Genomic DNA, 25,996 nt, shown 5'->3' on the forward strand with positions numbered 1-25,996 from the left:
ATTTGATTCAAGTTAAATAACCACAATGGAATTTCCGCTCTCCATTTTGGCCAATTTTTTTGTGTGGGCAATTACCTTAGATAGTTTACTTAAATCAGAGAATTTTTCCATGCGATTTGTAACAACTGCCATGGAAATGGTTGCCAGTGGAAAGGTATCCACGAAACCATTGCGATTTCTGGAAACAATAAAACCATTGTCAGCATCTTCTTGGGTATACAATGATTTGGTTCGTGTTGAAAATAAATCTATTATTTTTTCACAAAATACCTCTGAACGATGACGATCCGATATGATTACAAAATCGTCACCCCCTATATGCCCCACAAATTCTCCTTGTTCCGCACACTCCTTTAAAATATTGCCTAAGGTGATAATCAATTGGTCTCCCATGCTAAACCCATAGGCATCATTATATGGTTTAAAGCTATCAATATCTATATAAATTAAGGAAAAAGGCCTTGAATCAATCATTTTACTTGAAATTCTTTTTTGTATTTCTGTGTTTCCCGGTAAGCCTGTAAGAGGGTTGGAGCATTTTGCTCTGTTAACCTGAATGCTGATTGCGGAATTCAGTAAATCTTTTATTGTGACAATGCCAAAATACCGACCGTTTTCGGTGACTGCAATAGCATCATATACTTGAGAAAATGCTCTGGACATTGCAAGCTCAGCAACCTTTTCTATCGGTGTTTTTTTATCTACTTCTAAAAAATCGTGATTAAGTAAGCTTTTTGCTTTCACTCTTTTGCTTAGATTGTAACCAAATTGACCACTGAATTTTTCAAAGATAAAACTCCTAGTCAACATACCACATATATGGTTATTTTCGTCTAATACACAAACTTCGGTAATCTTTGGATCATTCTTCATGGATAAAAAAATATCAAATATATTGTCATTTTCCAATACACAATTCTTTTTCGTGGCTAGTGCCCCAATTTCCCCCAGTACACCTATGGTGTTTTTCTCATAATTAGCATTTCCGATGTAAATTTGCTGTTCTTTTGAAATTTCCTGAAATTTATTTTCAGGTTTGGCCAAATAATAGCCTTGTCCATAATCTATGTTTAAATCAATGAGAGTTTTTAGTTCCCCTTCGGTCTCTATTCCTTCTGCAATGGTTGCGATTCCAGATTCCTTGCAGAACTTCACAATGGCAGCAACTGCTGATTTTTTCACTGTATCAGAATCAATATTTCGGATGAGCTGCATATCGATTTTAAGAAAGTTTGGTGAAAAAGCGCAAACTCGATTCATCCCCGAGTAGCCTGACCCAAAATCATCAATGGCAATTTTAAATTGCTGTGATTGGTAATGGTTGACCGCAGCAGTGAAGGTATCCATGTGGCTAATGGCACTTTTTTCCGTAATTTCGAAAATAATATCATCGGGGCGCAATCCATACTGATTTAGTTTTTCCCAAGTGAATCCGGCAAAAACCTCAGGATCGTGAATCACATTTGGATCTACATTAATAAATAATTTTGCATGATATGGCTTATGGATGGCATTTTCAAGAGCCTTTGACCGACAAAGCCGCTCAAGCTCCCAAAGCTTATATTGGCGTGATGCCAGTTGAAAAAGCTCTTCTATATTTAATTCGCATTCCTTCAGCGCAATTCTGCTGAGGGCTTCATAGCCAAGAATACTGCCGTTATCAAGGGAAACAATAGGCTGATACACTGTATGAATAGCCCCGATTGAAAGTATTTTGAATAAGTCGTCATTCAATTTATTTACATTCAACGTTCGCTCCCCCCTATTTACTTTCCTTCTTCCTAAATCCAAAGTAAAACACCTTTTCAAATTTATGTCAACCGATTTCAGCATCACAACTACAATCCTCCTGGCGAACAAATTGCAGCATTTGTTTTTTCAAAATATGAACCTGTTGATATCCCTCTTCGCTTCCATCAGCAAATAGTTTGGCTGTCTCCGTATTCATCCGGGCAATCTGTTGAATTTTCTCCGCCTCTCTAGAAATGCTTTCTATCTCACCTTGTTCCTCTTGAATGGCCTCTGAAACTAGGGCTATCATTTCTGCAATTTCATCCGTGCGCTGCACAACTGCATCCAAAGACTGGGCTGTATTAATAACAATATTTCCACAATTGTCTGTTAATTGCAAGGAATTATCAATCAACTCTGTGGTTTCCTTGGCAGCTTCGGCTACCTTCTTGGCCAAAAGCCTTACCTCTCCCGCCACCACGGAGAACCCTCTGCCCGAGTCCCCTGCTCTGGCTGCTTCAATTGCAGCATTAAGGGCTAAAATATCTGTTTGAAATGCAATTTCGTTAATTGTGCGTATGATTCGTTTAATCTTATCCGTATGTGCCGTCACATCCTGAATGGCTTTTGTTGTTTCCATCATATACTCCCTCGTAATACTTACCTGTTCATTCATTTCCGTAGCAGCCAGATTCATATTCTGAATCTTTTGTCCACTTAGATTTGCACTGTCAGAAATCGAATTAAGTGTCGTTGAAAGCTGGGTAATGGAGGTATCCTGCTTGATGGCATGGTAAGATAGATTCTGCGCTCCGTCAAAAACTTCCTTCACATGATCCTCCACCTTTAGTGTAGCGGCACTCACGTTATTCAGTGCATAATTGATATAAGCTTGCATATTTTCTGCCGCTATCAGCAAGCTTTGATAGTCCCCAACATAATATTCTCGGTTAGAGGTTTGATAAACCATATTGCCTTTTGCCATTTCGTCTAACAAACATGCAACATCCGAAATAAGTATCTGCAACGTCTGTACCATTTTCTCAGAAGAACAAATTACCTCATCCAACTCATCACCGGGCAAGTGCCCTTTTTCCAGAATGGCTAACTCCCCTTTTTCTATGGAATCAGCAATATGTAAAATTTTACGTGTGGCTTTGCGTAATGTTTTCTCCAGCATCCCCGCCGCAGATACCAATACAGCCGCAGATATGCCCATGACAAAAATCAGTAGTAATGTCATATGCTTTCGCTGCTGTACGGTTTTTTCTAGAGCTTTCGTTGAAGCCTCTTCTGCCTTTGCTGAAACCGAATCCAAAATCAAATACAAATCATCTACGCTTTTTTCATAATCTCCATTTATCGTGGCAAATGCCCTTTCTGTTTGTCCTGCAAAAGCAAAAGACATAACCTTCATTTCTTGTGTTAAAAAGTTGTTTAAAGCAGTATTTAGTTCTCGCATCAATTGTTCTTCATGAAAACTCTTTTTCAAAATATTGATATCTGCCACGGTCTTTTGCACTGCAAGCTCTACGTCTTGATTGCTTTGCGAATGGTCATTACGAAAAACAGCGGATATAATTCCACGATCAAGCATAGCCACATCATTACGGATCTGCATTTGCTGAATGCTGTTTTTATACTCAATATTATAAAAAGATCCCATTCTTTCCTCCGCTGATTTTAGTGCTCCGAAAACAATGGAAATCGTTAAAATATTCATCCCAATTGCAATAATACTTACTAGACGCAATTTTTGACTTATTTTCAACTTCCCTTTCATTTGAAGTTTTTTTACATTAAATTGAAATGTATTTATCTTGATACCATGAAAGGAATTTAATATTAATTTTTTTATTTTTAAATAACACTGCATAATAAAAGCGAAATATTTTTTCATATTCTTTTCTCCATGATGAAACCTAGACAACAAATAATTGCATAACTTTCCATAATTATAACAATGGTAAATTTTTTCTACTATCAAAGACCGGTAAATAATTTATTAAATTTATGTTAATCAGATTTCATCATAGGGTAAAAGAAACGTCGCCTAAGTGGATAGAAGAATTATCAAAACAGAATAATAAACACCGCTATCCCAACTAGCAATTATTATGCATAACACAACTTTCCCCATCCCAATGGAGTAATGAATTGGTAAACGAATTAATCCCATAGGATGTGGGAATCATTTCTCTAAAAAATACCACTCTTTCTAATTTTCGCAAAAAATAGGCTAAGTCGAAAGGTCCTTTTTAGTTGACCATGACTTAACCTAATTTTAAAAGTATCCACTGATTCTTCTCAATTAAATCTGTATAAATACACTATCTACTTTTTGCTGTTTGAGCAGTTCCAATCTTCTCTCCCATTTTTACGATAGTTTCAATGCCTAAGCTTGTATTTTTCGAAATATCTTGATCAATTTTTATTGTTCCTTTTTCTGCACAGACAATAATTGTCGATCCTCCAAATTCAAATTTGCCTTTTTCTTCACCACGTACAACAGTACCCTCTTCATGATGATTCATAATCTTTCCTACAAACAATGCGCCAACTTCCATTATGAGTAGATTCCCAAAGTTTTTACTCTTCAGTATTGTAAACTCTCTGGTATTTTCTTTATAAATTTTCAATTTATCATTTGCAACGGGGTTTACTGTGTGTAATACGCCCGGTATATGATAATTCTTCGATTTATGTCCATCATCAATATAGCAATATCTATGATAATCATCTACTGTTAATCGAAAAACCAATAAAGTCCCACCTTGATATTTTTCGGCTAAACTTGTACTTCTTAGCAAACTTCTTATCGTGTAGGAAGTATTTTTGATTTTGAAATGACTGGAGTCATCAATTGCAAATACGCTTAATTTGCCATCACTGGGGGCAATAAAATGCTCAGGTAAAAAGTCTACTTTTCGTTTCTCTTTTTTAATTTCCCTAGTAAAAAAATCATTGTAGGATTTAAACTTACACACTTTATATTCTGTCATATCAATCTTGTTTAAAACAATAAATGGTGTAATCAGTATTTTTGAAATCCTGAGGTTTAGGAAACGGCCCATTAGAATTGAATATTTCGGTTTTACAATTTCACGGAGCAAAAGCATTCCCATTCTGCTTCTATATAAAAAGGAGAGGACACCATCTTGCCCTCCATTTTTTTCAACGATGTTCCCCTTTCGGTCAGCGTATTTCATCTAACCCCTCCCCTGCTCATTTATTATCCTCTATGGTCTGAATCAAAGGTCTTTCTCGTTCTGTGGTATGCTTTATGCGATACTCAGAAAAGAGCATATTTGTTATAACTGCACACGCAACAATCAAAACCAAAACAAAAAGTTGTTTGTTTGTTGGCTTCTTAAATTTAAAATCTACAATAAATAGTATTCCCACTAAAAGAAGTGTTCCCATAAGTACATACTCAATCATCCCCGTTGGTAATAAGAAGTTTAGAAGAAATACCAGTGGTAAAATTACTGCGATTGAGGTAACGGGTAGTCCATGATAATACTTATTTCCGCCCCCTTCCACTTGTTGTCTTCCTGTTTCCAGAACATTGAAGAAACCCAATCGAATTACAGCTGCAACACAATAAAATGTTATAATAAGTCCACCAAAAACACCTTTAACCCCCAGCACATAACCAATCATCGCCGGAAATATTCCAAAACAAACAACATCACTTAAAGAATCAATTTGTATTCCAAACATTTTTTCATCATCAGTACGATTTTTTTTGGTCCTGGCAATTTTCCCATCAAACATGTCACAAAGACCTGATAATGCAAGACAAAAAATAGCTGTCCTAAACCTGCCATCAATCACCTGTGTCATACCAAATACAGTGCTCGCCAAACCAATATAAGTAGCTATGACCGTATAATCATAAAAACCAATCATTTTATTTCTTCCCTTCTGTCTAAAACCATTCTAAAATAAGCAACAGCAGTTAATAAAGCACTCAGCAATAATTCAGTATAATAACTAAGTCCTCTACTTACCACCATAGCCGGTAACGTAATATGTCCAAAGATTGGTGTAAAAATCAATAAAAACAATTTCTCACTGATTCCCACGCCCCCCGGAAACGGCAACATATCTACCGCAACCGATATTACACCTTGTAAAAAAATAATTGTTAAAAAGCCGGTTCCACGCAAACCAAATGATTTATACACTAAATAAGTAACATAAAATAAAAACAAGCGTTGCAAAACCGATATCAGAAATACATTCCATACAACAACTTTATTTCTTCTAAAATAAGAAGCGGCATCTTTGTACTTTTCAATTGCCGTATGCACTCTGATATTTAATTTTTCTGTTTTTTTAATTACCTTGAAACTACTAAGGAACTCTATCACATTGTTTAATATGTGTTTTGCCAAGGTTGTATCAAAAATCATAAAAATCATAAACCCAACTACCACAATATTTAGAATCAACCCTAAATAAAAAATCCCTTTGGCAGGAGCAATACTATGCAGAATTTGCTGTGGTCTAGCAATTAAAACGCCTATGCCTAGAGCGATTAATACCATTTTGTAAGTGATAGTCACAATCATAAGTACTAATGTAGATATTTCTACAGGAATGTTATCTTTTCTCATAAAATAAACTTGAGCAGGTTGCCCCCCGCTGGCCGAGGGTGTTATGCAACTAAAGAAAAAGCCTATAAATGAATAAAGAAAACAATGGGTAAGCTTAATCTTTTGCCGAATATTTCTCATAAGGTAAAATATAATAACTGATTCACATCCAATAAACATAATAACGCAAATAACCGCGCATATCCAGTAAAACATATTTGCGTTACTTATCTGATCCATAATTTTTGCCATGTCTTTACCATGAAAAACATAGTACACCATACCTATAAAAAGGAAAACCAAAAACAAAAAGTTTCCAACTATTTTTCTTTTACTCATAATTAGTCTCTTTCTAATAATCATGGACCATGCATATCACAGTATCCCAGATTACTGATTTATTTATTTCATCCTATGTTACTTAAAACTTTAGTTTAAGAACAGTGATACTACCTCACATAATTTTGTATATATCTGCAATTGAAAAAGGGTATTATTTGGGTATTATTTAAAAATAAAAATTGCTATATTATATTACCATCTTTTTTCAAATAATAATACCCTCAATCAGCTAGACTGTTATCATTGTTCTTCAAATTTTCCATTCTGAATACAGTGCTATGCTGCAATACCAATAAACATCATGACACAACAGAAACGAATCTTAACACATTAGCATTTCCTCCCACCCAATTGTCGCCATTAAATAGTAAATAGGATCAAAACTGCTTTGCGCTAAGCCAATAATCATCGCAGATAGAGCAATACGGACCTTCTGCAACACAAGGAAATAAAGTTCCCATTTTACAAAAACAAAAATTACTCGGCATATATAAAAAAGATAGAGAAAATCTACTAATCTAAAATTTCTTCTGTCTTTTTTGCCAGTTGGTTATCGCCTCATTGGCTCCATCTAAGATGGTCTTTCTCGGGGTGACATCAAACAGCCTTTTCTTTACCTGTCAGTTTCGCCGAATCACTCGTTAGATGGTTCGACTTTCCGTGTCAATCCTCCCAAAGGAATATCTCAGACTGCTATCATACGATTAATATTTAATTTGATGGGGTAATGCAAATTTGCTAAAATTTCAATATTATTTTGTCTAATAAATCTTGCCTCAGAGAAATTGATAACAGCTTTCTTACATTACTTTTTATTCACTCATATGATTTCTTTCTGAAAGAATTCTCAGCATTCAAGACTTTATTCAAAAGGATACATTTTTCAAATAAGAACTTTTTATAGAAAAAGCATAAAAAAGATAGGCATTGTAAAAATACAAAGTACCGTCGTTACAAAAATATACTTACTTGCCAAAGCTTCATCCGCACCAAATTCCGCTGCCAATATGGCGCAAAATGCCCCTATGGGGGTTGACAGCCCCACTACAATTACTCCCAAAATCAACTGATCGTGAATAAAGGGTTTTAATATTATGTAAGAAGATAACGGCATGAAAATCAAACGAAAAAAGGAGACCGGATACGCCCATTTTTCCATAATTGTTTCCTTAAAATCAAATTTTCCAAGAATAGCACCAATATAAATCATAGCCAAAGGAGAAAGCATCCCACCCACCATACTAACAGTATCTTTGATGGGCGCCGGCAAGCGAATATTTCCTAGAAAAAGCAAAAGCCCTACCAGTGTTGCCACATTTACAGGGGCCAGCAACAGCTTTTTCATATCCACCTTACTTCCCTCCGGATTGTCACCACATCTTTGCAAAACAATCACGCCCAAAGTATAGGCCGTTGTATTAAAAGCAAAGCTGGCAAAGGCGCAGTAAAACACACTGTTGCCACCAAAAATCATAGCAATGACAGGCACCCCCATAAAACCGATATTGGCAAACATACAGCTAAAAATCCAAATGCCCTTTGCTTTCTCAGGTACCTTTAAAACACGAAATGAAATCCAGCCTACAATCAGCCCCCAAAAGTGCATAATCACACAAACAAGAAATACCGTAGCACCACCTCGAAACAGTTCAGAGGAATAGTCAATCTGTAAAGAAGAAATCACAAAGCAAGGAATAATAATGCGGGTTAAAAACCCTGCAAAATCTTCCACAAAGCTATCTCCCATTATTTTTTTCTTCCGACAGAAATATCCTATTAAGAGCAAAAAGAATATAATCAATAATTTATTTAGCACTGTTAGAATTGCTCCCATGCCACTGACCATCCCCTTACAAGTTTTTATGTAAATTTTAACCCATTATGGGTTCACTGTATAGGTGCATTTTCACTTTTGAAAAATGTCCAGAATGTTTAGCGCCGCCATAACCCCCATTTCACTGCTGGCTTCATATGTTGCTGCACCTGCCAATTGGCAGGCAGAGAGATGCTAAAGCAGTGTTATAGAAAAATAATTAATGTGGCTTCCATGCTTAGCTTTTTTGGCGGTTTTACCGTACCCGCCTATGAGCATCCAAGGGCGCCGTTGCCCAGCTTACGAAAGCTCTGTCCAACGAATGGGCTTCTAGAGGTGTTAATGTAATGCCATTGCTCCCAGCTATATGGCAACCGATATGAACACTGCTTTGATCAATGATGAAAGTAGAAACAAAGAAATTTTAGGTCGCATTCCTGCCAAACGATGGGGAAATGGCGAAGATATGAAGGGCATAACCATCTTCTTGGCATCCCAAGCATCTGACTATCTAAAACGGAGCGGTAATTCCCGTCAATAGCGGTTAATTAAAAAAAGATTTTTCATTACTTTGTCTCCTTTTTTACATTGTAAAAAGACGGTTCCTTTTGTGAATCGTCTTTTTACTTTTGCATGGTATCATGCAACCCTGTCATCCTCCAGTATCAAGAGTACTAATTATTACCTAGGTCAAACCACAAACTTTCTCACGAGTCTATCTTAAAATAGGGCTCATATCCCTACTGTTTGTCCAATATCATTTATTAAAATATAACTTTATATTTACACAGAAAAAATTATCTACAGTGAGTGTCCTATTATGGAATATAGGAGTATGCCTTCTCATTTTTTATAAAATATCCCCATAATGATAACGGTGTTTATAAGAGAGACTGATTCCTGAAAAGATGAAGGAGTCTGTTATGCATGAGCACGGCAGGCTTTAGAAGAAAAACCATTCCTATCAAGATTTTCTTTTTTATGGGCAAGGCTTGGGACAAATGAAAAGCCGAAGGAAATTTAAATCCTACGGCTTTTCTTAAGTCGAAAACACCCTTATAGATCGAGAGACAATTTCAGTCCGCCTCTATATCAGAGATATCATTAGACTACACTTTAACTTTATACAGCTTTTTTCCTTAAACATGCACCTAATGCGCAACCAATAAGGGAGGGTAAAATCCATGCACAGCCATACGTTGCAAAGGGGATATGATTCACGAAATCCACCGGAACCCCATATTTTGAGGCAAGTTCTAAAGCACTTGTCAAAAATGCAAAATATGCACCGAAACGAGCAATATTGTCATTCTTGAAAACGTCATCAAAAAATGTCAACAACACCAAAACCAATATAGGCGGATACAGCAAACCAAGAATGGGTGCAGAAACATTAATGATTTTGGTTAAGCCAAAGTTGGAAACCACAAAACTGAAGATACAAATGCCAATTACAAGATGGCTATATTTTATTTTTTTGTTGAATAGATTTTGAAAATAATCGGCAGCTACGGAAGTCAACCCCACCGCAGTGGTCAAACATGCTAAGAAGACAATGACAGCCAATAAAACCATGCCCGACTGCCCAGTCAGAGCATGTGCAATAGCCAACAGTAAAGCTGCTTGGTTCAAATCTTCAAAACCACCCCCAGACGAGGTGGCACCAAGATAGGTTAATCCGCAGTATACCAGCATGAGCAAACCACCTGCGATAATCCCCGCCATACCAACCATTCGGCTCACTTCTTGTTTCTCCGTAAAGCCTTTATGATACGCCGCTGTTGTAAAAATACCTGTTAAGAGAAGAGCACCAATGCCATCCATGGTCTGATATCCAGATAGCATCCCCTCTTTCAAAGGAACAACCTGAGATGTAGCAGTTATGGGGCCAATGGGCGATATGATGCCTAAAACAATCAAGGCCAGCATAACGGCTAGCAAAACCGGTGTTAGATAATTCCCAACAATATCAACAACTTTTGTTGGGCGAATCGTTAATAACAATACAACTGCAAAAAATACTGCACCAAAAATCCATGGATTGATAGCAGGTAACAGTGTGGAAACTCCCATTTCAAAAGTCGTTGCTGCTGTTCTTGGAATACATAAACCTGGGGCAATACAGATAATAATGATTGCCGCCATAATTTCCCCTGGGATTTTGCCAATCTTACCTACTACGCCTTGAATATTTCCTTGACGATTAAAAACCGTCGCCAAAATAGCAAGAACCCCAAGTCCAACATCCATAATAAAAAACCCAAAGAATCCCAAAAACCAAGATGAACCGGTTTCACGCCCTAGGTATGGGGGGAAAATCAAATTTCCTGCACCGAAAAAAGTTGCAAAAAGTGCCAAACCCATAATAAGTATTGTTTTCCCTTTGCTCGTCTTCATCCAAACCCTCCTACTTTTCCCTTTTATGGAATGAGTTTCGTTTATTATCCTTCTATTTCCTCCAACAACAAATTAAATTTCGGCAGTGCTATTTGAACCGTTTCAGGACTGACACAATAGGATAACCTTATGTAGCCTCCACACCCAAAGGCAGAGCCCGGAACTGTTAAAAGGAGATATTTCTTTGCCAAATCTACAAATTCTGTATCCTTTGCAATTGGTGTTTTCACCCAAAGGTAAAAGGCGCCATCGGGTTTGATACAAGTGTAACCCATCTCTGACAAACCATAATAGAGGGAATCCCGATTCTTTTTGTAAAAATTCAAATCCGCAACCTCATCCACACAGCGTGCAATCATTCTTTGCTGTAAGGATGGCGCATTGACAAAGCCTAATATTCTTGTTGCCACATTTAAAGCACTCATCAGCTCTTTAAAATCAACGATATTTTCTGATACTGCAAGATAGCCGATACGTTCCCCTGGCAAAGAAAGGGATTTGGACCACGAATAGCCCACGATGGTATTATCATAATACTTTGTAATAAAAGGCGGTTTTACTGTTTCGTCATAAACCAGCTCACGATATGGCTCATCTGCAAAAATATAGATTTCTGTGGAATACTCTTTCTGTTTTTCCTCCAACACTTTTGCTATTTCAATAATGGTACTTTCAGGATATATTACTCCTGTAGGATTATTAGGGGAATTGATAATGACCATTTTCGTTCGGGGTGTAATGTAATTTGCAAGGATATGTGCATCCGGAATAAAAGATGGTATATTGGGAGGAACTATCACCAGTTTCGCCTCCACATTTGATGCATAACATCGGTATTCCCCAAAAAACGGAGCAAAAACCAAAACCTCATCACCGGGATTTAGCAATGCCTTCATTGCAACATTCATGCCTCCCGCAGCCCCCACTGTCATGACAATGGACTCTGACGTAAAATTCGTTTGAAACCGACGATTTAAGGAATCTGCAACGGTATTGCGCACATCTTCGTACCCTGAATTATTCATATAACCATGGAGAAAAACAGGATCCTCTTCCTTAATAACAGCTTCCAGTGCTTCATTCACTGTGTTGGGTGCTGCCAAATTGGGATTTCCCAAGCTAAAATCGCATACATTTTCAGCCCCATGAATCTGTGCCATTTGCTTACCTTCTTCAAACATTTTTCGAATGACCGAACTGTTTGATACGAGCTCTTTCATCTTTTCAGCTATCAAATGAATTCCCTCCCTATTTTACCTTCGGTTAGAACGACGCCAGATTTTCTGACTTTCAGCTCCTTGAATTAAACCATCCCTAAAATCAGGATGTGCCAAAGAAATCAGCATTTCCGCCCGTTCCCAAGTTGAACGTCCCGCTAAATTTACACATCCATATTCACTTACGATATAAGATGCCTGTGTACGAGGGGTTGTAATAATATCGCCCCCTGTAAACTTAGGAACGATTCTGGAATGGGTCTGCCCATTTTTATCTGTAAATGCTGAACTCATACAAATAAAACTTTTACCCCCTCTAGACATATATGCCCCTGTGGCAAAGTCCACCTGTCCACCTGTACCAGAGATATGGCGTGTACCCGAGCTTTCAGAAGATACTTGACCATAAAGGTCCACACCGATACAGCTATTGATGGAAATCAACCCATCAATTTGAGACATGACCTCAGGGCTGTTTACATAGTCCATGGGAAAAGAAATTAGCCCACGATTTTCCTCAACCCAGTCATACAATTTCTGCGTGCCCAGTGCAATACCAAACACACCTTTATCTTTATGGAGCGTTTTACAGCTATGATCCAATTTCCCTGCCTCATATAACTCCACAAAACCATCAGACAATAATTCTGTATGCATGCCCAGATGCTTTAAATCTGACTCTGCAATCAATTTTCCAACAGAATTAGGCATTCCGCCAATTCCCAATTGCAGCACTACCCCATCAGACAAATGGGGCATAATTTGCATAGCAATTTTTTCATCAATCTGTGTTGCTTTTGCAGTGGGTAATTGGGCAAGGGGGGGATGCTTCCCCTCCACAACCGCATCCACCTGTGAAATATGAATGCAATCATCCTTACCGCCGTATACACTGGGAAGATTTTCATTGACTTCCAAAATAATAATATCCGCTGTATCCAAAATAGCCTTTGTTGTGCAATTTACAAATGAAAAGCTGAAATAACCCAATCTATCCATTGGTGCAACACAAATCATTGCTACGTTTACAGTTAAATATTTTCTATAATAGGAGGCCTCATTGCGAAAAAGCATTGGCATATAGTAGCAAAGTCCTTCTTCGCATAATTTTCTTTCATAGCCGGTGCAATGCCAGCTTTGGTAAGTAAAAGACTCCTGCTCCCTATCCTGCTCTACAATTTGGATGGGACTTAACGCCAAACTGCCTCTGACTTTTACATCCCTCAATTCTCCCTTTCTTTTGGCTAACGCAAAGTCCAGTAAATAAGGAGCTCCGACCCCTGTACTGTAATCTACCCAATCTCCATGTTTCACTAGGCGCACAGCCTCATCCGGTGTCCTTAATTTTGCTTTATATTCCTGATAAAACTGATTTAAACCCATTGTTGCTCCTCCATTTTCGTTATTTAACAGCATCCATGCCACAGCGAACCGCTTTCAAATTCACATCAACAAACCCAGGTTTTACCTGTTTTCTGATGATATTTTCCCAATCTAAATGTTCTAGTCCCATAGCTTTAATTATTGTACCCAATAAAACGATATTTGCAGCCTTCACATTCCCTAAATCCAATGCCATCCGGGTAGCATCCAGCACTATTGTTTTCACATGCTTCTGTATTTCTTCCACGGCATTTTTGGGATAAACGGCATCCCCTGTTAAAATTGGCATAGACGGGATTTCATGTTCATTGACTACAGCCAACCCCTCAGGTTTAAGGTATGCCAGCGCCCTGAGTGCTTCCATTCTTTCAAAGGAAACCAACAAATCCGCTTCACCAGGATCAATGGTAGTTGCTTCTACTTTATCACCAAAACGAACATGAGAGGAAACACTGCCGCCACGCTGAGACATACCATGAATTTCACTCATCTTAACATCATAGCCTGCTTCCATCAATCCTTGTGTTAAAAGCTTTGCTGCCAAAATGGTACCCTGACCACCTACACCAACCAGTAAAACATTCTTTGTCATGGCACTCACGCCTCCTTCCACTCAATCGCATTCTTCGGACACAACTGGTTGCATATGCCACAGCCTAAGCACTGAATTCCGTCAATTGCAGCCTGTTTCTTATCACTATCAAAACGAATTGCCGGACAGCCGCACTTCATACATAGTTTGCAGCCAATACATTTATCCTCATTAATCACCATTTTTAAGGTAAAAGCCCCAGCAAATTCTTTTTTATCTTCTATAGAGAATTTTTTAAGTGCGCAAGGCCATTTTGTAATGATAACAGAAGGTTCATCCAATTCCAAGAATTCATCTAAAACTTTGTCCATTTCTTTTAACTGATTCGGATTAACAGTGCGAATATGTTTAATGCCCAATGCGCGAACAATGCCTTCTATGTCCACCGCAGACGCTTCCTCACCCTTTGCATTATAGCCTGTTCCCGGATTTTCCTGATGACCTGTCATACCTGTGATGCGGTTATCCAAAATCACACTTACGGTATTGCTATTGTTATAAACAACATCCATTAATGAAGTAATACCCGAATGTAAGAATGTTGAATCGCCCAAAACGGATACCACACGCATTTTTTCTTCTTTTTTCATATTGAAGATTTTCTGGGCACCATGACCGATACTAAATCCACCACCCATGCAAATTAATGAATCCATTGCATTATATGGTTTTGCAAATCCTAGAGAATAGCACCCGATATCCCCCGAGACCATAACATTTTTACGTTTTCCCAGTTCAAAGAAAAATCCTCTATGAGGGCAACCTGCGCACAGAGTGGGAGGTCGGTCTACAATCATCCCATCGGGATAGGTAATCAAAGAATTTTCTAAATTGAAAAAAGCTTTTTTGATTACATCAGGGGTCATTTCACCGTATTTTGGCAGTAAATCCTTACCATGGCAATTAAAGCCAAGAATCTTTACTCGTTCCTCGATATAGGGATCGTTTTCTTCTATGATATAAATCGTGTCCATTTTGCGGCAGAAATCAATGATTTTTTCGTCAGGCATAGGATATGTAAAACCTAATTTTAAGTATGATGCCTTATCTTCAAAAACCTCTTTTGCGTAATGATAGCATGCACCTGAGGTAATAACGCCTATTTTTGAGTCATTCATCTCTGTAAAGTTAAATGCTGTTGTCTCTGCGAATGCTTTCAATTTTTCTAGTTTCACTTCTAAATTTCTGCGCAGACCCTTAGCATTTGCAGGAACACATACATATTTTTTTACATCTTTTAAGTATTCTTTGATGGGAACTTCTTTTCTTTCGCCCAATGTCACAATTGATTTCCCATGACAAACCCTTGTTGTCATACGGATAAGAACTGGACAGTCATACTGTTCGCTGATGTGATATGCTTCAATGACCATATCTCTGCATTCTTGGCTATTAGCAGGTTCAAACATAGGTACTTTTGCAGCCTTGGCATAGTTACGGTTATCCTGTTCATTTTGTGCAGAATGCTGTCCCGGTTCGTCTGCGGTAATAATAACTGTACCGCCATTTACCCCGGTATAAGCAAATGTAAAGAAAGGATCAGCTGCCACATTCAGCCCCACATGCTTCATTGCCGCCAATGCTCTCCCTCCTACAATAGAAGCACCAATGGCAGATTCCAGTGCCACTTTTTCATTTGGTGCCCATTCAGCACAAACTTCCTTATAATTTGAAATACTCTCCAAAATTTCTGTCGAGGGTGTCCCCGGATAAGCAGACGCAAAATGGACACCTGCTTCATATGCACCTCGGGCAATTGCCTCATCCCCAGTTAATAACTGTTTCATCTTCATTCTCCTTCCCTAAAAAAACGTTATATATCTCTAATCTTTATATATTATGCATGATGCATTGTGCATCATGCACGATTTCTATGAAATAATTACCATACCATACAAGTTTTGTCAACATATTATCGCAAAAATTGCTTTTACATATTACTTTTCATTCTTTCTAAGTTTCCTTTGGTACTGATACACCCATTTATTCATTGATTTTTTCTTTAAAATATGACATAATTTCAGTTACAATCATAAGTTTAAGCCTAAGAAAGGAGGCTATTTTAAATAATGCCTTCAATAAAAATACAAAAATCAACAATGAAAGACCAAGTATACGAAATAATCAAAGAAATGATTCTGAATCAGACATACCAATTAGGAGAAAAAATCAATATTGACACATTAGCAACTGAATTAAATGTGAGCAATTCCCCCATACGTGAAGCACTCACCATGCTGGAAAAGCAAGGCTTGGTGGAATATGTTCCCAACGTAGGCTCACGCATTATTTCTTTCTCTCCTACTGCTTTTCGTGAAATTTGTTTTTCTTTATTTACCGTTGTTTACGGTGCATATGAGTTATGCTTGTCACAAAATAAAATAGATATTGCTATCGAAAAAATGAGACAGCTTTTGCAAGCGCAAAAAGATATTGATGATCATTCCGATATGCAAACCTCTATCAAATATGCCCTTGCCTTTGACAAAAGCATTGTTTACGCAACACAAAACACCTATCTGCTTTCGATTTATGAACAAATGGAGGATATTTTCTTTTTAATGGCTTTACACATCAATCAAAGAAACGAGGAGGAACATCAAAGAAATATTTTTGAACATTCCATGATTTTAGAAAGTATTGAAAAAAATGATATTGCTGCTGCAAAACATTGGTTCTTTATTCATTATGATAAACATGTATGAAAGCCTAAATGGTCTGGTCTTATAAAAAAAGCTAATTAATTTAAAGGTGTTAGCCACTCGCTGACGCCTATACTGATCCAATATTAAGGGTCTTAATCAACAATTTGCCCTGCTGTTTGTTCGTATTATAAAAACCTCCTTCGCTCTATTGAAATTTAAGCAATCCAATAGCGTGTAGGAGGTTTCTTATACCTTAGGACTATTACTCTGCAAGGAACGAAAGTTTTCATATTTGCGTGAATATCTTTCGCAGGTAATATTTAAACTAGCTCATTTTGCAGCTTAAAAGAAAAAGCAATGATTCATATTTTCTAAAAGCTGACTCCAAAGACTATCTAAAAAAACTCCATTAAATATCGCTGAAACAAAAAATAAAATGTTTTTAAACAACTTTAATTGATATTTTTTTTAATAGATTGACAAAATATGCCATCACGTTTTATATTAAATTTATAGTGATATAATATTGTAATCTTTTTAGAAAGAAGGTTGAAAAAGGACATTTAATTTGAAATTTTTACGAAATAAAATGCAAGAATGGAGAATTCATACAAACAAATTAAATGGGGGCTGCTAATGAAAAAAATATTATTCAGACAAACAATTGCACTTGCTTTAACAATGATTATGGTAATAACTATGATACCTTTTACTGCGCTTGCCGATGCACCAAATGCACCTGGGGTAACTCCAAAGCTAGAAAGCATATTGGTAGATAATTTTACTTCAGGGGCTATACTTAAATTATACGATATCGTTAGCAACACAGTATGCGCAACTGCAACAAATGTAACCGAATCAACATATACCTTTACAAATGTAGTGCCTAAAAAAACTGCGTATTATGTTACTCAAACAGTAAGTGGAGTTGAAAGCGTTAACTCTTCTTTTGTCTATGCATACGAAAGAAGCACTGTTCTAAAGTAAGAACAGTGCTTCTTTTTGATTCAACCATTTCATTCAAATTCCAATTTATGAAGATGAGACATTAGATTTGAAGAAAAATATCACTTCTATTTGTTTCAAAGCAAATCTGAGATGACATACCAGCGATATTAGCCAGCCACTAACCTATCCAATGGTCAAAATAACTATCTGTCATTTTCCCTCTCTCAAATATCAAATAAATTAGTAGTACCTTTCTCTCTTTCAGTTTATGGAAAAGCTGTTTAAATTTAATCTCCTTTTGAAACTTAAGAATTTAAAACTTAAGAATTACCATTTAATTCATCAAAGATTTCTTTTACCGTTGTGATTTTATCCACCCGCCATACATTCTCACCACAGAAAAGGAGAGAATTCTCTTTTTCTCCTACTGCTGCTTCCATGAGAGCACGAGAAATGCAGTAATGAGTTGTTGCCGGATCACAGTTCTCGATGCATCCAAAACATTTTTCCACAGGCTGACGTCCTGCTTCTCTTTCCTTTGTAAAGGTATTGCGAATTGCTCTGCCAGGTAAGCCTACCGGACTTTTCACAATCATGACATCCTCTTTTTTTGCATTAATATATGCTTCTTTGTAGGCATCAGCTGCATCACACTCTTCCGTTGCCACAAATCGGGTTGCCATCTGTACGCCACTGCACCCCAAGCTTATATAATGGTCAATATCAGCTCTGTCATAAACACCACCAGCAAAAAACACTGGAATATGTCCATATTTTTCTTCAAAGCTATTCACATATTCAACAATCTTTACAACCTCTTGGTCGTATTCCTCATTGGTCAAATTTTCTGCTTCTTCCGGCGTAAAACCTAAATGACCACCTGCTTTTGGCCCCTCTATAACCACAAAGTCGGACACCCGCCCAAACTTCTTATCCCATCTTTTGAACATTAATTGAATGGCCCTCAAAGAGGAAACAATGGGTGCAAACTTCACCTTTGTATCCTTAAGTAATTCAGGAAGCTCCAAAGGCAACCCCGCACCAGAAATAATAGCATCAGCACCGCTTTCAACGCAGCATTGTACATATTGGTCATAGTTTCTGCATACACGCATGATATTGACACCAATAACGCCGCCGTTACTTATTTCTTTGGCCTTTCTTATATTTTCTGCCAATGCCTCTAAGTTCGCTTTCAAGGGCTCTTTGCCAAAGTTTTCTTTTAAAAAACCGGGCTGTGCCGCTGAAATGACACCTACCCCACCTTGTGCAGCAACCGCTCCGGCTAAACGCCAAAGGCTTATACCAATACCCATTCCGCCTTGAATAATGGGCACTTTTATTTCTAAGTCACCAATTCGTACCCCTTTGAGTTTAATCATGATACACCTCGTTTTGTATTTATTGATAGCACTTTTCTTATAATATGATAATATATACCATATCATCTGTCAATAGAAACTACATCATCTTGCCTGCCCTCTGTAACAATCAATGTAATCTTTTTTGTTGCTGGAGTACTTCTGATCCAGATACTATTTCGCTGCGGTTTCAAATCTATATTCCCCATTTGAATTTCAATTTATTACTCTATAAAAAGATTATAACCACCTCCTTTAATTCAGTTTTTGGCATTTAAAAAACGATGTTTGATTTCTTTCATAGCTTTCATCCTCAAATGCCACTTTTCCTTAACTAAAACAAAAACCGAGAGATGGAAAAATACATTCCACCCCTCGGAAACCCTTTTACTTTGTGATTCTGCACGTTTTTTCTAGTTGATCCTTCTTTTTCAAGCTTCACTTTATGGGAATTGAGGGGGTACTATTAATGATAATTGCGTTGGTTGTGCAAGGAACCAGTCACGGTATTTTTTTAATTTTTTCTGCCTTTTCGGAAAAATTTCTAAGGAAACAGTTCTAATATGCCATTTTCCTGCATATCACCAATGCTTACAATTTCCATTTTTTTATATTTCGATTACAAAATATCAATATATTCATTATTTAAGGCTTTATTCATACTTCTAACAGCACAAAACTTACCGCACATGGAACAAGTGTCATCAAATTCAGGTGTTCTTTCATCACGGATAGATTTTGCATATTCCGGATCAAGGGCGCATTGCCATTGTCCCTCCCAGTCCAATTTTTTTCTTGCATCCCCCATTTTGTCATCTATGTCTCTTGCATTCGGAATTTTTTTTGCGATATCCGCCGCATGTGCCGCAATTTTACTTGCTATAATCCCTTGCTTCACATCATCAATATTAGGTAGTGCAAGATGTTCTGCCGGGGTCACATAGCACAAGAACGCCGCCCCTGCCATTGCTGCAACCGCACCGCCGATTGCCGCAGTGATGTGGTCATACCCCGGAGCAATATCTGTAACGATAGGGCCAAGCACATAGAAAGGTGCTCCCATACAAATCGTTTGTTGTATTTTCATATTTGCTTCAACTTGATCTAGGGGAACATGTCCGGGGCCCTCTACCATAACTTGAACATCCCTTGCCCACGCCCTTTTTGTTAATTCGCCCAAACGAACCAGCTCATCTATTTGGCAAACATCCCCTGCGTCTGCAAGACAACCTGGGCGGCAAGCGTCACCTAATGAAATCGTAACATCATATTCTCTACAAATCTCAAGAATTTCATCGTAATACTCGTAAAATGGGTTTTCATTTCCTGTCATACACATCCAAGCAAATATCAGCGAACCACCTCTTGAAACAATATTCATTTTTCTTTTGTGTAATTTTATCTGCTCAATTGTTTTGCGTGTTATTCCACAATGTAAAGTTAGAAAGTCAACTCCGTCTTGCGCATGAAGTCGTACCACATCTATGAAATCTTTTGCTGTTAAAGTTGCTAAATCTCTTCGATAGTGTATTACAGAATCATATACAGGCACTGTACCTATCATGGCAGGGCATTCCGAAGTCAGCTTTCTTCTAAAGCCTGATGTATCTCCATGAGATGACAAATCCATAATTGCCTCTGCCCCCATATTGACAGCTGCCATAACCTTTTTCATTTCAATATCATAATCCTTACAATCTCTGGAAACACCGAGGTTTACATTTATTTTTGTTCTGAGCATAGAGCCAATACCATTTACGTCTAAGCACTTATGATTTTTATTTGCACAAATTGTAATTTTACCTTCTGCCACATGCTGTCTGATAAACTCTGGCTCTCTGCATTCCTTTTTGGCAACAAGTTCCATTTGTGGTGTAATAATTCCATTTTTTGCTGCTTCCATTTGGGTGTTATAATTCATAATTTATCCCCTTTTCTTAAAAAGTTAGTTAAAAAAAGAACAGAAAACACCCTGATTAGGGTACTTTCTGCTTCTATAACAGCACTGTGCTCCCTACGTTGGCATTATCCAAATCAGGTTAAGGGTCGAAGTAAAACTTCCTTTCAGCTATAAAGCCCCCCTGCTTCTATTCAATTTTTTTTACGTCGAAAGTCTATTATAAAACTGTTTCTTCTATACTTTGTTAATCCTTGCAGTTTCTTTAGAAGAACAAGCTGGCCTTGCTAAACACTATATTTTCCATCTGCTTTTTCGAAACCTATTAAATATAACGCTACATCATCGCATTTCATCAGGCCGCTCATGACGCAAGCGCCTTTGGCCCCTGCTTCATAGACAGAATAAATGTTATGATAGTCAATCCCTCCAATGGCATAAACAGGGATGGATACACTGTTACAAATATGTTCTAAAAAGTGGAGCCCTCGTCCTGCTAAACCCTTTTTGCAGTCAGTTTGAAAGATATGCCCTGCAATAATATAAGTACACCCAAGGCGCTGAGCCTCCAGGGCCTCCTCTAGCGAATGACAGGAGCTACCCATTACTTTAAAGCGGACTTTCTGTGTTTCGGTGACTTCTTTTAGCATAGGCAGCGGCAGATGAATTGCCTCGGCACCCAGCTCCATGGCCACATCCACAAAACTGTGTAGAATACATGGCACTTGGTGTTTCGCACAAATTTCCAACACCTGTTTTGCCAACTGTTTATATTCTTCTTCTGATAAATCTTTTTCCCGCAGAATAATACCGGCTGGATGTTTGGAGGCAATCTTTTCTATGCGGTGCAGAAATTCTTCTTTACACAGCAGACGGTTGGTAACACAAATAAAATCATACATAAAGATAATCGTTCAGAACGGGTTGCAAGCCATCCTCTGAAATATCCTGATACATTTGATCTAAACTGCGGCTGTCATCAATCTCAAACTGCTCGTCGCCTTGTGCCCCATCTGATTCCTTTCCTCTGTATTTGTTTTCATGGTCTCCAATACCCGTTGAGACACCGGCTGAAACTTTAGTAGCCGCAATTTTCACAATACCATTACGGAAAGACGCACTTTCACGAGAAGACACCGTAATTCCCACGAAAGGCAAAAAAATACGATATGCACATATCATTTGACAGAGTTGTTTTTCACCCACATCCATAGGATTAATCTTATCGTTATTGATGATGGGTCGAAGTCTTGGGCAAGATAGAGACATCTCTGCCTGAGGATATTTTCTTTGTAAATAATACACATGAAGTGCGCTGGCAAGGGCATCCTTTCTAAAATCCGAAAGACCCAGCAAAGCAGAGAATCCCACGCCCCGCATACCCCCTCTAAGGGCACGTTCTTGGGCATCAAAACGATATGGCCAAACACGCTTATGCCCACAAAGATGAATGGTTTCGTATTTCTCTGGGTCATAGGTTTCCTGAAACACAGTCACGTAGTCAGCGCCACATTGATGAAGATATCTATATTCGTCAGTATTAACGGGATAGATTTCCAGCCCAACCATACGGAAAAATTTTCGTGCCAATTTGCATGCCTCACCAATATAGGCCACATCACTCTGACTACGACTTTCCCCAGTAAGAATCAGAATTTCCTCCATCCCACTTTCTGCAATCACCTTCATCTCATGCTCAATCTGCTCCATAGTCAATTTTACTCGTTTGATGTGATTGTAGCAGTTGAAACCGCAATAAACACAATAGTTCTCGCAATAATTTGCAACATAAAGTGGCGTAAAAAGATACACTGTATTACCAAAATGCTTGCTGCTTTCCAGTCTTGCTTTTTGAGCTAACTCCTCAAGGAATGGCTCTGCCGCTGGGGATAGCAAAGCCTTGAAATCATCCAGGGAGCAAGTCTCATGCTCTAGCGCCGTTTTTACATCAAATGCAGTATATTGGGTGTAATCATAGGAATGCATCTGAGTCATAACATCTTTGCAGATGTCGGACTGAATTTGCTCCATCCCGGGTAAATACTCCATGTGGTTTTTACGATAAGATGGATCAGTTTCCAACAAATGTTTCTTTTCAAGGGCAGATTCAGACAAATGCTCTGAATCTACAAAAAATTGATTTTCCATAAAATTACCTCCTAGTTATGTAGGAAACCCGTCAGTGGATCGGAAGGAGATGCCCCTCGTACAAGGACTCTGCCAAGACCGGAGAGATACGCCTTGCGTCCTGCTTCGATTGCCTGTCGAAATGCAGATGCCATCATGGGGAGATTACCCGCTGTGGCAAGGGCAGTATTCGCCATAATTGCAGCGGCGCCCATTTCCATTGCCTCGCAAGCCTGAGAGGGTCTGCCTATGCCAGCGTCAACAATGATGGGAAGGTCAATTTCTTCAATTAGAATCTGAATAAACTCTTTTGTTACAAGTCCTTTGTTGGAGCCAATGGGCGAACCCAAGGGCATAATGGAAGCAGCACCGGCATTCACCAAATCTCTTGCTACATTTAAATCCGGATACATATAAGGCATAACCACAAATCCTTCTTTTGCAAGAATCTCTGTGGCCTTGATTGTCTCCTGATTATCGGGCAACAGATATTTGGAGTCTCGCATAATTTCGATTTTCACAAAATTTCCACATCCCAGTTCTCTTGCAAGTCTGGCAATACGCACCGCTTCCTGGGCATTTCTAGCTCCCGAGGTATTGGGCAATAGCGTAACGCCCTCCGGAATGAAGTCTAAGATATTTTCCTGTTCCTTGGTGTTGGCACGGCGAACGGCAAGGGTAATGATTTCCGCACCGGCATCTTTTACAGCCGCTTCGATTAAATTTAAAGAATACTTGCCGGAACCCAGAATGAATCTGGATTGAAACGCCTTACCTCCGATGGTCAGTTTATCGTTTGATTGCATTATGTATACCTTCTTTCTCAATTTTAAACTTCAAATTTTCCTCCAAGAATACGCAGAACCATATGAGCCTGATGTGCGGCACATAACATAACACGGGAGGAAAAAAGTCCAATATTATCAGCCACATCGCTGACTTCATCTCCGCAGAGATAAAAACAGTTTGTTACCCTTCTTGTATGAATGTTATTTGCTGAATCAATCCCAGCCATTCCGGAAGCTGCAATCAGATATTTCTCCGGCATCTTTTCCAGCACACCGTTTACCAACAGAGCTTTTGCTTCGGCTACATCAAAGGCTTCGCAAATGATATCTGCCCCCTGCAATAACTCCTGAAAATTATTTTCGTCAATTCGTTGGGTATAGGTTGTAATAGCAAGATACGGCGAAATTTCCTTTAAATTGTCAGCAAGGGCTTTGGTTTTGAAACACCCAATTTGAGATGCTTTATATTGCTGGCGGTGAAGGTTGGTAATATCCACTTCATCAAAATCAATCAAAATCAGCTTACCCACCCCTGCACGAGCAAGAGAGACGGCGATATTTGAGCCAAGTCCTCCAAGCCCACAGATTGCAACGGTTGCTCTTGCAAATTTATCCTGCAGGTTCCTTCCATTTCGATTATCAAGAGCCTGCCGCATTTCATCCTTTGTTGGAATGCCGTTCAATTCAACCACCTCCTACAAAACTAACAACTTCAATCACATCACCCTTTTTTAACTCAACTGTGCCATAACTCCCTTTGGGAACGATTTCACCATTTCTTTCAACGGCAATCCGTTTGGAATCATAGCTTGTCGTAGACAAATACTCCATCAGAGTCTTTCCTACAACTTCATGGAATGTTCCATTGATTTTTACCATGGCTTAAAACCTCCTTAATAAAAATAAATTAAAAATGGGAAGTTACCTGATTGGCAACTTCCCATAAAATTTAAACTCAGTCGTCCCTACGTTGGCATTATCCAAATCAGGTTAATGGGTCGAAGGTCATACCTTCCTCTCAGCCTGTTTGGATGTAAACACCCTCAAGCTCCCCTTATTTAATTGTTATTCACAATAATACTACGATATATAGCATTTCGCAAGAAAAATATTAAATTTTTTTATTTCATAATAATTTCTGATGAAAGTTGGTGAATACAACGAAAACCATTTCACCTTATGTACCACCAACCTTAGATAAAAGAAAGAAACATTCGTTGGAGTGACGAGAAAATTTGAAAGGCCACAACTTTCGGAGTTTTCACAGATATTTCAGAATCCAGATTTAATGAATCTATAAACCAAATTGTTTTTCATGTCATCTAATTGAGTTAACATCATCCTATATGTGAAATCTCTCAGCATAGACTACAAAATTTATTGTAAACCTTTTTAATTCATTAAGTTGACAATAGCAACTGTTCTTATTATACTTTTTCCAATAACTAACTTTTGCAAGAGGTAGCTGCGTCACCCAAATCACCAATCTAATTTCTCCATAGAAAGAAATGAAAAATTTCAACGTTGAAATCTGAATTACGTAGAGAAATTGACTAGCATCATAAAAAATTTGAAGGAGCATCTTAATGATAAAAAAACAGTTCTCAATAAAATCTATGATTCTGTGTGCCATTTTCACATCTCTGACTGCCATTGGGGCATTCATACGTATCCCAGTTCCCATGGTACCATTCACGCTACAATTCCTCTTTACAATGCTGGCGGGGCTATTATTAGGGGGAAAACGCGGTTCTATCAGCGTCCTTCTTTACATCATTCTGGGTCTTTTGGGACTGCCCATATTCGCAGAGGGTGGCGGTTTGGCTTATATTCTCAAACCCAGCTTCGGATATTTAATTGGTTTTTGCGTCAGTACGCTTGTTATCGGAAAGGTTGGGAGAGACTCCCCCATCCCTTCGTTTAAAAGGCTGCTTATCGCTAACTTTATAGGTCTTTTTATCGTTTATCTTTTTGGAATGGCTTATTATTGGTTGATAAGCACATTTTATCTAGGTACAGGTATTGGCCTATGGCCTCTGTTTCTATATTGTTTCCTTCTTGCAGTTCCGGGGGACATCGTGCTTTGCATTCTAGCTGCAATATTGGCCAAAAGGCTAATCCCTGTTTTACATAATCTAAAATTGGAGGTATAAA

General features: G+C 38.2%; 21 protein-coding genes, 1 pseudogene and 2 riboswitches. Of the genes and pseudogenes, 4 read left to right on the plus strand and 18 right to left on the minus strand.

All coding sequences use genetic code 11. The features are described 5' to 3' along the window. Window positions 1-12: 12 nt before the first annotated feature. From CPRO_RS07665 to CPRO_RS07690, 6 genes are all read right to left on the minus strand, one after another. Window positions 13-1,749 carry a GGDEF domain-containing protein gene (locus tag CPRO_RS07665; protein WP_066053859.1) on the minus strand — a complete coding sequence of 579 codons (1,737 nt, stop codon included), beginning with the start codon at window positions 1,747-1,749 and terminating at the stop codon, window positions 13-15. Between the two features lie 67 nt (window positions 1,750-1,816). Beyond that, window positions 1,817-3,397 carry a methyl-accepting chemotaxis protein gene (locus tag CPRO_RS07670; RefSeq protein ID WP_159430661.1) on the minus strand — a complete coding sequence of 527 codons (1,581 nt, stop codon included), beginning with the start codon at window positions 3,395-3,397 and terminating at the stop codon, window positions 1,817-1,819. A gap of 664 nt (window positions 3,398-4,061) precedes the next feature. Beyond that, on the minus strand, window positions 4,062-4,856 hold the full coding sequence (locus CPRO_RS07675) for a phosphatidylserine decarboxylase (RefSeq protein WP_330383818.1): 795 nt from the start codon (window positions 4,854-4,856) through the stop codon (window positions 4,062-4,064). A gap of 100 nt (window positions 4,857-4,956) precedes the next feature. Continuing rightward, window positions 4,957-5,643 carry a CDP-alcohol phosphatidyltransferase family protein gene (locus CPRO_RS07680; protein WP_066049935.1) on the minus strand — a complete coding sequence of 229 codons (687 nt, stop codon included), beginning with the start codon at window positions 5,641-5,643 and terminating at the stop codon, window positions 4,957-4,959. Next, a complete protein-coding gene (locus tag CPRO_RS07685) occupies window positions 5,640-6,671 on the minus strand; it encodes a lysylphosphatidylglycerol synthase transmembrane domain-containing protein (RefSeq protein WP_082754281.1) in 1,032 nt (343 codons plus the stop codon). The genes CPRO_RS07680 and CPRO_RS07685 overlap by 4 nt, the downstream gene beginning before the upstream one ends. Before the next feature lie 901 nt (window positions 6,672-7,572). Next, window positions 7,573-8,520: an AEC family transporter gene (locus CPRO_RS07690; RefSeq protein WP_082754282.1), complete on the minus strand. Its 948-nt coding sequence runs from the start codon at window positions 8,518-8,520 to the stop codon at window positions 7,573-7,575. A gap of 141 nt (window positions 8,521-8,661) precedes the next feature. Here CPRO_RS07690 and CPRO_RS16130 point away from each other — a divergent pair. After that, window positions 8,662-9,035 (plus strand): annotated as a pseudogene (locus tag CPRO_RS16130) (SDR family oxidoreductase); the annotation flags it as partial. A 574-nt stretch (window positions 9,036-9,609) separates the two neighbouring features. Here CPRO_RS16130 and brnQ read toward each other — a convergent pair. From brnQ to iorA, 5 genes are read right to left on the minus strand one after another with little or no spacing between them, the layout of a single operon-like run. Continuing rightward, the gene (brnQ, locus tag CPRO_RS07700) at window positions 9,610-10,884 is read right to left on the minus strand and encodes a branched-chain amino acid transport system II carrier protein (RefSeq protein WP_066049940.1); all 1,275 of its coding nucleotides are present in this window, start codon (window positions 10,882-10,884) and stop codon (window positions 9,610-9,612) included. A gap of 44 nt (window positions 10,885-10,928) precedes the next feature. Beyond that, on the minus strand, window positions 10,929-12,119 hold the full coding sequence (locus tag CPRO_RS07705) for a pyridoxal phosphate-dependent aminotransferase (protein WP_066049943.1): 1,191 nt from the start codon (window positions 12,117-12,119) through the stop codon (window positions 10,929-10,931). An 18-nt stretch (window positions 12,120-12,137) separates the two neighbouring features. Then, on the minus strand, window positions 12,138-13,484 hold the full coding sequence (locus tag CPRO_RS07710; protein ID WP_066049946.1) for an acetyl-CoA hydrolase/transferase family protein: 1,347 nt from the start codon (window positions 13,482-13,484) through the stop codon (window positions 12,138-12,140). 19 nt (window positions 13,485-13,503) lie between these two features. Beyond that, entirely contained in the window at window positions 13,504-14,076 is a 573-nt protein-coding gene (locus CPRO_RS07715; protein ID WP_066049949.1) for an indolepyruvate oxidoreductase subunit beta, read from the minus strand. Window positions 14,077-14,081: 5 nt separating this feature from the next. Further along, window positions 14,082-15,863 carry an indolepyruvate ferredoxin oxidoreductase subunit alpha gene (iorA, locus tag CPRO_RS07720; protein WP_066049951.1) on the minus strand — a complete coding sequence of 594 codons (1,782 nt, stop codon included), beginning with the start codon at window positions 15,861-15,863 and terminating at the stop codon, window positions 14,082-14,084. A 282-nt stretch (window positions 15,864-16,145) separates the two neighbouring features. Between iorA and CPRO_RS07725 the strand changes: the two genes are divergently transcribed. Continuing rightward, on the plus strand, window positions 16,146-16,781 hold the full coding sequence (locus CPRO_RS07725; protein WP_066049954.1) for a GntR family transcriptional regulator: 636 nt from the start codon (window positions 16,146-16,148) through the stop codon (window positions 16,779-16,781). Window positions 16,782-17,357: 576 nt separating this feature from the next. After that, window positions 17,358-17,708 carry a hypothetical protein gene (locus CPRO_RS07730; RefSeq protein ID WP_066049957.1) on the plus strand — a complete coding sequence of 117 codons (351 nt, stop codon included), beginning with the start codon at window positions 17,358-17,360 and terminating at the stop codon, window positions 17,706-17,708. A 281-nt stretch (window positions 17,709-17,989) separates the two neighbouring features. Here CPRO_RS07730 and CPRO_RS07735 read toward each other — a convergent pair whose 3' ends face one another. From CPRO_RS07735 to thiS, 7 genes are all read right to left on the minus strand, one after another. Then, window positions 17,990-19,051, minus strand: a complete 1,062-nt coding sequence (locus tag CPRO_RS07735; RefSeq protein ID WP_066049960.1) for an NAD(P)H-dependent flavin oxidoreductase — start codon at window positions 19,049-19,051, stop codon at window positions 17,990-17,992. 598 nt (window positions 19,052-19,649) lie between these two features. Beyond that, a complete protein-coding gene (thiC, locus tag CPRO_RS07740; RefSeq protein ID WP_066049962.1) occupies window positions 19,650-20,954 on the minus strand; it encodes a phosphomethylpyrimidine synthase ThiC in 1,305 nt (434 codons plus the stop codon). A 70-nt stretch (window positions 20,955-21,024) separates the two neighbouring features. Continuing rightward, window positions 21,025-21,123, minus strand: a riboswitch (TPP riboswitch). A 91-nt stretch (window positions 21,124-21,214) separates the two neighbouring features. Beyond that, window positions 21,215-21,829, minus strand: coding sequence for a thiamine phosphate synthase (locus tag CPRO_RS07745; protein ID WP_066049965.1), 615 nt, complete (start codon window positions 21,827-21,829; stop codon window positions 21,215-21,217). Next, window positions 21,822-23,075, minus strand: a complete 1,254-nt coding sequence (thiH, locus tag CPRO_RS07750; RefSeq protein ID WP_066049969.1) for a 2-iminoacetate synthase ThiH — start codon at window positions 23,073-23,075, stop codon at window positions 21,822-21,824. Before thiH ends, CPRO_RS07745 begins: the two co-directional genes overlap by 8 nt. 11 nt (window positions 23,076-23,086) lie before the next feature. Continuing rightward, the gene (locus tag CPRO_RS07755; RefSeq protein WP_066049972.1) at window positions 23,087-23,860 is read right to left on the minus strand and encodes a thiazole synthase; all 774 of its coding nucleotides are present in this window, start codon (window positions 23,858-23,860) and stop codon (window positions 23,087-23,089) included. A gap of 23 nt (window positions 23,861-23,883) precedes the next feature. After that, window positions 23,884-24,534 carry a thiamine biosynthesis protein ThiF gene (gene thiF, locus CPRO_RS07760; RefSeq protein WP_334292468.1) on the minus strand — a complete coding sequence of 217 codons (651 nt, stop codon included), beginning with the start codon at window positions 24,532-24,534 and terminating at the stop codon, window positions 23,884-23,886. Beyond that, window positions 24,527-24,721 carry a sulfur carrier protein ThiS gene (gene thiS, locus CPRO_RS07765; protein ID WP_066049975.1) on the minus strand — a complete coding sequence of 65 codons (195 nt, stop codon included), beginning with the start codon at window positions 24,719-24,721 and terminating at the stop codon, window positions 24,527-24,529. Before thiS ends, thiF begins: the two co-directional genes overlap by 8 nt. A 65-nt stretch (window positions 24,722-24,786) precedes the next feature. Continuing rightward, a riboswitch (TPP riboswitch) is annotated at window positions 24,787-24,907 on the minus strand. A 521-nt stretch (window positions 24,908-25,428) separates the two neighbouring features. Between thiS and CPRO_RS07770 the strand changes: the two genes are divergently transcribed. Continuing rightward, window positions 25,429-25,995, plus strand: coding sequence for a biotin transporter BioY (locus tag CPRO_RS07770; RefSeq protein WP_066049978.1), 567 nt, complete (start codon window positions 25,429-25,431; stop codon window positions 25,993-25,995). Window position 25,996 lies beyond the last annotated feature (1 nt).

The organism is Anaerotignum propionicum DSM 1682 (assembly GCF_001561955.1).
In the GTDB taxonomy this organism is placed as follows: Bacteria; Bacillota; Clostridia; order Lachnospirales; family Anaerotignaceae; genus Chakrabartyella; species Chakrabartyella propionicum.